Source organism: Streptococcus mitis (assembly GCF_946188685.1).
GTDB lineage: Bacteria > Bacillota > Bacilli > Lactobacillales > Streptococcaceae > Streptococcus > Streptococcus mitis_CC.
This window is the reverse complement of record NZ_CAMHWH010000001.1, coordinates 101250-112516: the sequence shown is the minus strand read 5'-3', so window position 1 is coordinate 112516 and position 11267 is coordinate 101250. Positions and strand designations below refer to the sequence as shown.

7 protein-coding genes are annotated in these 11267 nt (G+C 42.4%); all 7 read left to right on the top strand.

Going from position 1 to position 11267, the window contains the following annotated elements; translation table 11 throughout:
- Positions 1-328: 328 nt before the first annotated feature.
- The 7 genes from rpoB (at position 329) to lytR (ending at position 11248) form a co-directional block, all read left to right on the top strand.
- Positions 329-3940: a DNA-directed RNA polymerase subunit beta gene (rpoB, locus tag N8N51_RS00495; protein WP_261103346.1), complete on the top strand. Its 3612-nt coding sequence runs from the start codon at positions 329-331 to the stop codon at positions 3938-3940.
- A gap of 32 nt (positions 3941-3972) precedes the next feature.
- Positions 3973-7650: a DNA-directed RNA polymerase subunit beta' gene (rpoC, locus tag N8N51_RS00490; RefSeq protein WP_000228741.1), complete on the top strand. Its 3678-nt coding sequence runs from the start codon at positions 3973-3975 to the stop codon at positions 7648-7650.
- A 305-nt stretch (positions 7651-7955) separates the two neighbouring features.
- Positions 7956-8369, top strand: coding sequence for a nucleoside-diphosphate kinase (gene ndk, locus N8N51_RS00485; RefSeq protein ID WP_045612330.1), 414 nt, complete (start codon positions 7956-7958; stop codon positions 8367-8369).
- Between the two features lie 141 nt (positions 8370-8510).
- The gene (locus N8N51_RS00480) at positions 8511-9140 is read left to right on the top strand and encodes a competence protein (protein WP_261103345.1); all 630 of its coding nucleotides are present in this window, start codon (positions 8511-8513) and stop codon (positions 9138-9140) included.
- 96 nt (positions 9141-9236) lie between these two features.
- Entirely contained in the window at positions 9237-9680 is a 444-nt protein-coding gene (gene tsaE / locus N8N51_RS00475) for a tRNA (adenosine(37)-N6)-threonylcarbamoyltransferase complex ATPase subunit type 1 TsaE (protein WP_084929786.1), read from the top strand.
- A complete protein-coding gene (locus N8N51_RS00470; protein ID WP_261103344.1) occupies positions 9670-10188 on the top strand; it encodes a GNAT family N-acetyltransferase in 519 nt (172 codons plus the stop codon). Before tsaE ends, N8N51_RS00470 begins: the two co-directional genes overlap by 11 nt.
- 7 nt (positions 10189-10195) lie before the next feature.
- Positions 10196-11248 carry a glycopolymer--peptidoglycan transferase LytR gene (gene lytR / locus N8N51_RS00465; RefSeq protein WP_000239273.1) on the top strand — a complete coding sequence of 351 codons (1053 nt, stop codon included), beginning with the start codon at positions 10196-10198 and terminating at the stop codon, positions 11246-11248.
- Positions 11249-11267 lie beyond the last annotated feature (19 nt).

The window sequence follows — 11267 nt, the reverse complement described above, 5'->3', positions numbered from 1 at the left end:
GCCTTTCTTATAGGAAAAGATTTTGTCAAAAAATCGTTAATCCCCTTGAAAAATCTAGCTAAATAGGGTATAATATGAATAATCATTTGTCGTAGGTTTTGTCTGAAATATTGTCCAGACAAGGCTCACAGCAGTTAAATCTTCTGAAAAAGTCAGATTTAGCTGCTCTTTTTGTGCTTTTTTTCAGGATTTTGTGTGTTTGTAACAGAGACTTAAAGATTCTGAAAATTTATCAAGAGGACACGGTGATAGGGGTTTTTAAAACCATATGACGATTAGAAAAGCCTGATTGACAAGGCTTGGAACTTATTTACAAAGGAGAATCATCTTGGCAGGACATGACGTTCAATACGGGAAACATCGTACCCGTCGTAGTTTTTCAAGAATCAAAGAAGTTCTTGACTTACCAAATTTGATTGAAATTCAAACTGACTCATTCAAAGATTTCCTAGACCACGGTCTGAAGGAAGTATTTGAAGATGTATTGCCAATTTCAAACTTCACAGACACAATGGAGTTGGAATTTGTTGGATATGAAATCAAGGAACCAAAATACACGCTAGAAGAGGCTCGTATCCACGATGCTAGCTACTCAGCACCAATTTTTGTAACCTTCCGCTTGATCAATAAAGAAACAGGCGAAATCAAAACTCAAGAAGTTTTCTTTGGTGATTTCCCAATCATGACAGAAATGGGTACTTTCATCATCAATGGTGGTGAACGTATCATCGTATCTCAGTTGGTCCGCTCACCAGGTGTTTACTTTAACGATAAAGTTGATAAAAACGGTAAAGTGGGCTACGGTTCAACTGTTATCCCTAACCGTGGAGCTTGGTTGGAACTTGAAAGTGACTCAAAAGATATCGCCTACACTCGTATCGACCGTACTCGTAAGATTCCATTTACAACCTTGGTTCGTGCGCTTGGTTTCTCAGGTGATGATGAAATCTTTGATATCTTTGGTGATAGCGAATTGGTTCGCAACACTGTTGAAAAAGATATCCATAAGAACCCAATGGACTCTCGTACCGACGAAGCTTTGAAAGAAATTTACGAACGTCTTCGTCCAGGTGAGCCTAAGACTGCTGAAAGCTCACGTAGCTTGCTTGTAGCTCGTTTCTTTGACCCACGTCGCTATGACTTGGCAGCAGTTGGTCGTTACAAAATCAATAAAAAACTCAATGTTAAAACACGTTTGCTTAACCAAACTATTGCTGAGCCATTGGTAGACCCTGAAACCGGCGAAATCTTGGTAGAAGCTGGAACAGTCATGACTCGTAGCGTGATTGAAAGTATTGAAAGCCATTTGGATGGCGACTTGAACAAGATTGTCTACATTCCAAATGATGCAGCCGTTGTGACTGAGCCAGTTGTTCTTCAAAAATTCAAGGTTGTTGCTCCAACTGATCCAGACCGTGTTGTAACTATTATTGGTAATGCTAATCCAGATGACAAGGTTCGTATCGTCACTCCTGCAGATATTCTTGCCGAGATGAGCTACTTCCTCAACTTGGCTGAAGGACTTGGCCGTGTAGATGACATCGACCACCTTGGGAACCGTCGTATCCGTGCGGTTGGTGAATTGCTTGCCAACCAAGTACGTCTTGGACTTTCTCGTATGGAACGTAATGTCCGTGAACGTATGTCTGTTCAGGACAACGAAGTCTTGACACCACAACAAATTATCAATATCCGTCCTGTAACAGCTGCGGTTAAAGAATTCTTTGGCTCATCACAGTTGTCACAGTTCATGGACCAACACAACCCACTTTCTGAGTTGTCTCACAAACGCCGTTTGTCAGCCTTAGGACCTGGTGGTTTGACACGTGACCGTGCTGGATATGAAGTACGTGACGTGCACTACACTCACTATGGCCGTATGTGTCCAATCGAGACACCTGAAGGACCTAACATCGGTTTGATCAATAACTTGTCATCTTACGGACACTTGAACAAATATGGTTTTGTTCAAACACCATACCGTAAAGTTGACCGTGAAACAGGTGTTGTTACGAACGAAATCGTTTGGTTGACAGCCGATGAAGAAGATGAATATACTGTAGCACAGGCTAATTCTCGTCTGAATGAAGATGGAACATTTGCTGAGAAAGTTGTCATGGGACGTCACCAAGGGGTCAACCAAGAGTATCCAGCTAATGTTGTTGACTATATGGACGTATCACCAAAACAGGTAGTTGCCGTTGCGACAGCATGTATTCCTTTCTTGGAAAACGATGACTCCAACCGTGCCCTCATGGGAGCCAACATGCAACGTCAGGCTGTACCATTGATTAATCCTAAAGCACCTTACGTTGGTACTGGTATGGAATACCAAGCAGCCCACGATTCAGGAGCTGCTGTGATTGCTCAGTATGATGGTAAAGTTACTTACGCAGATGCTGACAAGGTAGAAGTTCGTCGTGAAGATGGTTCATTGGATGTTTACCACATCCAAAAATTCCGTCGTTCAAACTCAGGTACTGCTTACAACCAACGCACTCTCGTAAAAGTTGGAGATGTCGTTGAAAAAGGCGATTTCATTGCTGACGGACCTTCTATGGAAAATGGAGAAATGGCGCTTGGACAAAACCCAATCGTTGCCTACATGACTTGGGAAGGTTACAACTTCGAGGATGCCGTTATCATGAGCGAACGCTTGGTGAAAGACGATGTCTACACATCTGTCCACCTTGAAGAATACGAATCAGAAACACGCGATACAAAGCTTGGGCCTGAAGAAATTACTCGTGAAATTCCAAACGTTGGTGAAGATGCCCTTAAAGACCTTGACGAAATGGGTATTATCCGTATCGGTGCTGAGGTTAAAGAAGGTGATATCCTTGTAGGTAAAGTAACACCTAAGGGTGAGAAAGACCTTTCAGCTGAAGAACGTCTCTTGCACGCTATCTTCGGAGATAAATCTCGTGAAGTGCGTGATACTTCTCTTCGTGTACCACACGGTGCCGATGGTGTCGTTCGTGATGTTAAAATCTTTACACGTGCAAATGGAGATGAATTGCAATCAGGTGTTAACATGCTGGTTCGCGTCTACATCGCTCAAAAACGTAAGATCAAGGTCGGAGATAAGATGGCCGGACGTCACGGAAACAAAGGGGTTGTCTCTCGTATCGTTCCTGTAGAAGATATGCCTTACCTTCCAGACGGAACTCCAGTCGATATCATGTTGAACCCACTTGGGGTGCCATCACGTATGAATATCGGTCAGGTTATGGAGCTCCACCTTGGTATGGCGGCTCGTACTCTTGGTATTCACATCGCAACACCAGTCTTTGACGGAGCAAGTTCTGAAGACCTTTGGTCAACTGTTAAAGAAGCTGGTATGGATAGTGATGCCAAAACAATCCTTTATGATGGACGTACTGGTGAACCGTTTGATAACCGTGTTTCTGTCGGAGTCATGTACATGATCAAACTCCACCACATGGTTGATGATAAATTGCATGCGCGTTCAGTTGGACCTTACTCAACCGTTACTCAACAACCACTTGGAGGTAAAGCTCAGTTTGGTGGACAACGTTTCGGTGAGATGGAGGTTTGGGCTCTTGAAGCCTACGGTGCATCAAATGTCCTTCAAGAAATCTTGACTTACAAGTCTGACGATATCAATGGACGTTTGAAAGCTTATGAAGCCATTACAAAAGGAAAACCAATTCCAAAACCAGGTGTTCCAGAATCCTTCCGAGTTCTTGTCAAAGAATTGCAATCTCTTGGTCTTGACATGCGTGTCCTAGACGAAGATGACCAAGAAGTGGAACTTCGCGACTTGGATGAAGGAATGGACGAAGATGTCATCCACGTAGATGACCTTGAAAAAGCCCGCGAAAAAGCAGCACAAGAGGCTAAAGCAGCCTTTGAAGCTGAAGAAGCTGAGAAAGCAACAAAAGCGGAAGCAACAGAAGAAGCTGCTGAACAAGAATAAGCAGTTCACTTAGAATAGAAAGGGAAGAAATAGTGGTTGATGTAAATCGTTTTAAAAGTATGCAAATCACCCTAGCTTCTCCAAGCAAAGTCCGTTCATGGTCTTATGGAGAAGTCAAAAAACCTGAAACAATCAATTACCGTACCTTAAAACCAGAACGTGAAGGGCTCTTTGATGAAGTTATCTTTGGTCCTACAAAAGACTGGGAATGTGCTTGTGGTAAGTACAAACGCATTCGTTACAGAGGAATTGTTTGTGACCGTTGTGGGGTTGAAGTAACGCGTACAAAAGTTCGTCGTGAGCGTATGGGGCACATTGAGTTGAAAGCTCCTGTATCTCACATCTGGTACTTCAAGGGGATTCCAAGCCGTATGGGCTTGACCCTTGATATGAGCCCTCGTGCCCTCGAGGAAGTTATCTACTTTGCGGCTTATGTGGTGATTGATCCTAAGGATACACCACTTGAGCACAAGTCTATCATGACAGAGCGCGAATACCGTGAGCGCTTGCGTGAGTATGGTTATGGATCGTTCGTTGCCAAGATGGGTGCCGAAGCTATCCAAGACCTTTTGAAACAAGTAGATCTTGAAAAAGAAATTGCTGAACTCAAAGAAGAGTTGAAAACAGCTACTGGACAAAAGCGTGTCAAAGCCATCCGTCGTTTGGATGTTTTGGATGCCTTTTACAAATCTGGAAACAAACCGGAATGGATGATTCTCAACATCCTTCCAGTTATTCCACCAGATCTTCGTCCAATGTTGCAGTTGGATGGTGGCCGTTTTGCCTCATCTGACTTGAACGACCTTTACCGCCGTGTTATCAACCGTAACAACCGTTTGGCTCGCTTGCTTGAGTTGAATGCACCAGGTATCATCGTTCAAAATGAGAAGCGTATGCTTCAAGAAGCGGTTGACGCTTTGATTGACAATGGTCGTCGTGGTCGTCCAATCACAGGGCCAGGTAGCCGTCCACTGAAATCATTGAGCCACATGCTTAAAGGTAAACAAGGACGCTTCCGTCAAAACTTGCTCGGTAAACGTGTTGACTTCTCAGGACGTTCCGTTATCGCCGTTGGTCCAACTCTTAAGATGTACCAATGTGGTGTGCCACGTGAAATGGCAATCGAGCTCTTTAAACCATTCGTGATGCGTGAAATTGTTGCCCGTGATATCGTGCAAAACGTCAAAGCAGCTAAACGTTTGGTGGAACGCGGAGATGAGCGTATCTGGGATATTCTTGAAGAAGTAATTAAAGAACACCCAGTACTTTTGAACCGCGCACCGACCCTTCACCGTTTGGGTATCCAAGCCTTCGAGCCAGTCTTGATTGATGGTAAGGCCCTTCGCTTGCACCCACTTGTCTGTGAAGCCTACAATGCCGACTTTGACGGGGACCAAATGGCCATCCACGTACCGCTTTCAGAAGAAGCCCAAGCAGAAGCTCGTATCTTGATGCTCGCTGCTGAGCATATCTTGAACCCGAAAGATGGTAAACCAGTTGTTACTCCATCTCAGGACATGGTTTTGGGTAACTACTACTTGACTATGGAAGAAGCTGGTCGTGAAGGTGAAGGAATGGTCTTCAAAGACCGTGACGAAGCGGTTATGGCTTACCGTAATGGTTATGTTCACCTTCACTCACGTGTTGGTATCGCAACAGACAGCCTCAACAAGCCTTGGACAGAAGAGCAAAAACACAAGGTCTTGCTTACAACAGTTGGTAAAATCCTCTTCAACGACATCATGCCAGAGGGTCTACCATACTTGCAAGAACCAAACAATGCCAACTTGACAGAAGGTGTTCCAGCTAAATACTTCTTGCCACTTGGTGGAGATATCAAGGAAGCAATCAGCAAACTTGAACTCAACCCCCCATTCAAGAAGAAAAACCTTGGAAATATCATCGCTGAAATCTTCAAACGTTTCCGTACGACAGAAACTTCTGCCCTACTTGACCGTATGAAGAACCTCGGTTACCACCACTCAACTCTTGCAGGATTGACAGTGGGTATCGCCGATATCCCAGTCGTTGATGACAAGGCTGAAATCATTGAAGAATCACACAAACGTGTAGAACAAATCACCAAACAATTCCGTCGTGGTATGATCACAGACGACGAGCGTTACAATGCTGTTACAGCCGAATGGCGTGCTGCCCGTGAAAAACTTGAGAAACGTTTGATTGCCAACCAAGATCCTAAGAACCCAATCGTTATGATGATGGACTCTGGAGCCCGTGGTAACATATCAAACTTCTCACAGCTTGCCGGCATGCGTGGTCTGATGGCTGCTCCGAACGGACGTATCATGGAATTGCCAATCCTTTCAAACTTCCGCGAAGGTTTGTCGGTATTGGAAATGTTCTTCTCAACTCACGGTGCGCGTAAAGGTATGACCGATACGGCCCTTAAGACAGCCGACTCAGGTTACTTGACTCGTCGTTTGGTTGACGTTGCCCAAGACGTGATCATCCGTGAGGACGACTGTGGAACTGACCGTGGTCTCTTGATCCGCTCTATCGCAGAAGGAAAAGAAATGATCGAGTCACTCGAAGAGCGTCTCAATGGTCGTTACACTAAGAAAACTGTTAAACATCCAGAAACTGGTGCAGTGATTATTGGTCCAAATGAGTTGATTACAGAAGACAAGGCGCGTGAAATTGTCAATGCTGGTGTGGAAGAAGTCACTATCCGTTCCGTATTTACATGTAACACTCGTCATGGTGTCTGCCGTCACTGTTATGGTATCAATTTGGCGACTGGTGATGCGGTTGAAGTTGGTGAAGCAGTCGGTACAATCGCTGCCCAATCTATCGGGGAACCTGGTACACAGCTTACAATGCGTACCTTCCACACGGGTGGGGTTGCCTCAAATACCGATATCACTCAGGGTCTTCCTCGTGTCCAAGAAATCTTTGAAGCCCGCAATCCTAAAGGGGAAGCGGTTATCACAGAGGTTAAAGGACAAGTTACCGCTATCGAAGAGGATGCATCAACTCGTACTAAGAAAGTCTTTGTTAAGGGTGAAACTGGCGAAGGGGAATATGTCGTTCCATTTACAGCTCGTATGCGTGTCGAAGTTGGAGACCAAGTAGCGCGTGGTGCTGCTCTTACAGAAGGTTCTATCCAACCAAAACGTCTCCTTGCAGTCCGTGATGTCTTGTCAGTTGAAACTTATCTTCTTGGTGAAGTACAAAAAGTTTACCGTAGCCAAGGGGTAGAAATCGGTGACAAACACATTGAGGTAATGGTTCGTCAAATGATCCGTAAAGTCCGTGTCATGGATCCAGGTGACACAGATCTTCTCATGGGTACCCTTATGGATATCAATGACTTTACAGATGCCAACAAAGATGTCCTTATCGCAGGTGGAGTTCCAGCGACTGGTCGACCAGTTCTTATGGGAATTACCAAAGCCTCACTTGAAACCAACAGTTTCTTGTCAGCGGCTTCCTTCCAGGAAACAACTCGTGTCCTTACTGACGCAGCTATCCGTGGTAAGAAAGACCATCTCCTTGGACTTAAAGAAAATGTTATCATCGGTAAGATCATCCCAGCAGGTACTGGTATGGCTCGCTACCGTAACCTTGAACCACATGCTGTCAACGAAGAAGAATACCTTAATCCTCCAGTAGAGGAAGAAGGAAATGAAGAAACAACAGAAGTAGTTGTGGATACTGCCGTTGAAACTGTGGAAGAAACAGTAGAATAAAAGAGAATAAGAGAGCCCTCGGGTTCTCTTTCTCTTTTCTGAAAACTTTCTCCATTTTTCCATGAAATGTGGTAAAATAATACTCAATGAAAATCAAAAAGCAAACTAGGAAACTAGCCGCAGGTTGCTCAAAGCACTGCTTTGAGGTTGTAGATAGAACTGACGAAGTCAGCTCAAAACACTGTTTTGAGGTTGTGGATAGAACTGACGAAGTCAGTAACCATACCTACGGCAAGGCGACGTTGACGTGGTTTGAAGAGATTTTCGAAGAGTATAAAAGAAAGAAGCTGACAAAGGAGACAAGTATGGAACAAACATTTTTTATCATTAAACCAGACGGTGTAAAAAGAGGATTAGTGGGTGAGGTGTTGAAACGCATCGAACAACGTGGATTGACAATCGAAAAATTGGAGTTGCGTACAAAGGTTTCAGAAGAGTTGATTGACCAGCACTATCAGAACTTGGTTGACCAAAGTTTTTACCCACCGATTCGTGAATTCATGACTTCAGGACCAGTTCTTGTGGGCATCATTTCTGGTCCCAAAGTAATCGAAACTTGGCGGAGCATGATGGGGGCAACTCGTCCAGAAGAAGCTTTACCAGGAACTATTCGAGGTGATTTTGCAAAAGCTGCTGGAGAAAACCAAGCTATCCAAAATGTTGTACATGGTTCAGATTCAGAAGAGTCAGCTAAGAGAGAAATTGCTCTTTGGTTTTAAGAGAAATAATAAAAGTTTGATGTAAGGGATACTTGCATCAAACTTTTTTGCATTTTAGAGTAGAAAACTGACAGTTGAGAAATATTTTAGCAATGGTAAGAATTTCTAGCCTATAATAAGAGCAAGTAGGGAGGAAGAATGATGGAAAAAATGAAAAAGCAAATTCGTGTTTTGTTATTGTTTACTATTTTTGGTATTAGTAGCTGTTCTTGTTTAAGTTTATCAACTTGGGCCTTGATGTTAAATCAAAACTGCTTCTATTATTTAGTTGGCATGTTGCTCCTTGCCAGTATTGGTGCAGGGCTAAACTACTATAGTGGAAAGGGAAATCAATCTTATTCAGTTTTTAAGGAAGATAAGCAACAATTCTTGTATAGTCTCTTGCTCTTAGTAAACATTTTGGGTTTAGCTTTAATTGTCATAGACCATATCCTTGCAGGAAATACATCCGTAGAAGGGTTTGTGGAAGCCTTTCTACCAAGTTTCTTTTTCTTATTTGGTATTGATTTGTTAGTTTTTCTACCGATTCAGAAGTATGTAAATGGATTGAAAAAGATTTTGGGTAAGAAGGAAATCTGTTTTATTAGTGGACTAGCTATTCTAATCTTTCTCAGAAATCCTTGGATGCTATTATCCATGACCTTTTATATTACCTTAGGAATGCTATTTCTAGGACTGTTGGTGCCAAAAGTCATTCGTTGGGAAGTTTCATTTTATAGCCACCTGATGAGAGATATCTTGTTGGTTGTATTCTTACTGTTTCTATTTTAAAATCAAAACAAGAACTGACCGAAGTTTTTACAATTCATAATATGAAATTCACAGATAATATCTCGACAAAGAACAACTTTTTGGTATAATAGAAACATGTACACTAAAAACGAAGAAGAGTTACAGTCCTTAGGTGAACGTTTGGGCTATTTATTGGAAAAGAATGATGTCTTAATTCTAACTGGAGAACTGGGTGCGGGCAAAACGACCTTTACAAAAGGCCTAGCTAAAGGGTTACAGATTTCCCAGATGATTAAGAGTCCAACCTACACTATCGTAAGAGAGTATGAAGGTCGTCTTCCGCTTTACCACCTAGATGTTTATCGTATTGAGGGAGATGCGGATTCTATTGATTTGGATGAGTTTCTCTTTGGTGGTGGGGTAACTGTCATCGAGTGGGGACATCTTTTAGGTGATGCCTTACCAGATACCTATTTAGAATTGGAAATTCTAAAAGAAGAAGACGGTCGCAGATTACATTTCCAAGCAAAGGGTTTGCGTGCAGAAAAACTCTTAGAGGAGCTTCAACATGGAGTATGAATTGCTCATTAGAGAAGCAGAACCTAGTGATGCGGCTGAATTAGTGACATTTTTAAATCGTGTCAGTGTAGAAACAGATTTTACCAGTCTGGACAGGAATGGCATTTTGATGACAGATACTGAGATGGAGTTGTTTTTGGATAAACATGCTCACTCGGAAAATCAAATCACTTTACTGGCCTTGCTGAATGATGAAATTGCTGGTCTGGTAAATATCACAGCTGATCAACGCAAGAGAGTTCGTCATATTGGAGATATCTTTATTGTGATTGGTAAGAAATATTGGAATAATGGGCTGGGAAGTTTGTTACTTGAAGAAGTCATAGAATGGGCACAGGCTAGTGGCATTCTTCGTCGACTTCAACTTACTGTCCAAACTCGTAATCAGGCTGCAGTTTATCTATATCAAAAACATGGCTTTGTAATTGAAGGTAGACAAGAGCGCGGTGCGTACATAGAAGAAGGGGAATTTATCGATGTTTACCTGATGGGTAGGCTGATAGATTAATAGAAATATGGTTAAAAAAATTATTGGAATGGTGCTAGCTTTTCTAGCTGTGACGGTTTTGGGTGTGGGTGTTTTTGCTTATACTATTTATCAGCAAGGTACACAAACCTTATCAAAAACCTATAAAAAAATCGGAGAAGAAACCAATGTTATTGAGGCGACTGAACCCTTAACGATTCTTTTGATGGGGGTTGATACTGGGAATGTAGAGCGTACAGATCAATGGGCTGGAAATAGTGATTCCATGATTCTCTTGACGGTGAATCCACATACTAAGAAAACCATGATGTTGAGTTTGGAACGTGACATCCTGACTAAAATTCAGCATAAAGATGGCCAGATTGAGGAAGCGAAGTTAAACGCTGCCTATGCTGGTGGAGGTGCAGAATTAGCTATTTCAACGATTCAAAAGATGATGAATATCCATATCGATCGCTACATTATGGTTAATATGCAAGGATTGCAACAATTAGTCGATGCAGTGGGTGGTATAACTGTCAATAACACGCTAGGCTTCCCAATTTCTATCAGTGATCAAGAGGAATTTAATACCATTTCTATCGGTGTTGGAGAGCAGACAATAAATGGAGAAGAAGCCCTTGTTTATTCCCGTATGCGCTATCAGGATCCTGAAGGAGACTATGGTCGTCAAAAGAGACAACGTGAAGTTATTCAAAAGGTTGTCGAAAAAGTTCTTAGTTTGAATAGTGTCAGTCACTACCAATCTATTTTAAAAGCCCTAAGTACTAATATGCAAACCAACATTGATTTATCTGCAAAAAGTATTCCAAGCTTGTTGGGCTATAAAGATTCATTTAAAACCATTGAATCACAACAGTTGAAGGGTGAGGGAGAGATGTTGCAAGGTATTTCTTACCAGATTGTTTCGAGAGAGCATATGTTGGAAATGCAGAATATATTGCGACGTTCTTTGGGACAAGAAGAAGTCACTCAGCTTGAAACAAATGTTGTCTTATTTGAAGATTTGTTTGGACGGGTGCCTGTTGGTGATGGGGAGAATCAACAACAAGGTGTTTTTGTAACAAATGAAGTAGAATAGTTCGTTTTTTAATACAAAT

Coding starts and splice junctions, on each gene's coding strand:
- ndk (WP_045612330.1), top strand. CDS start 7,956: ATGGAACAAACATTTTTTATCATTAAACCAGACGGTGTAAAAAGAGGA.
- N8N51_RS00480 (WP_261103345.1), top strand. CDS start 8,511: ATGGAAAAAATGAAAAAGCAAATTCGTGTTTTGTTATTGTTTACTATT.
- tsaE (WP_084929786.1), top strand. CDS start 9,237: ATGTACACTAAAAACGAAGAAGAGTTACAGTCCTTAGGTGAACGTTTG.
- N8N51_RS00470 (WP_261103344.1), top strand. CDS start 9,670: ATGGAGTATGAATTGCTCATTAGAGAAGCAGAACCTAGTGATGCGGCT.
- lytR (WP_000239273.1), top strand. CDS start 10,196: ATGGTTAAAAAAATTATTGGAATGGTGCTAGCTTTTCTAGCTGTGACG.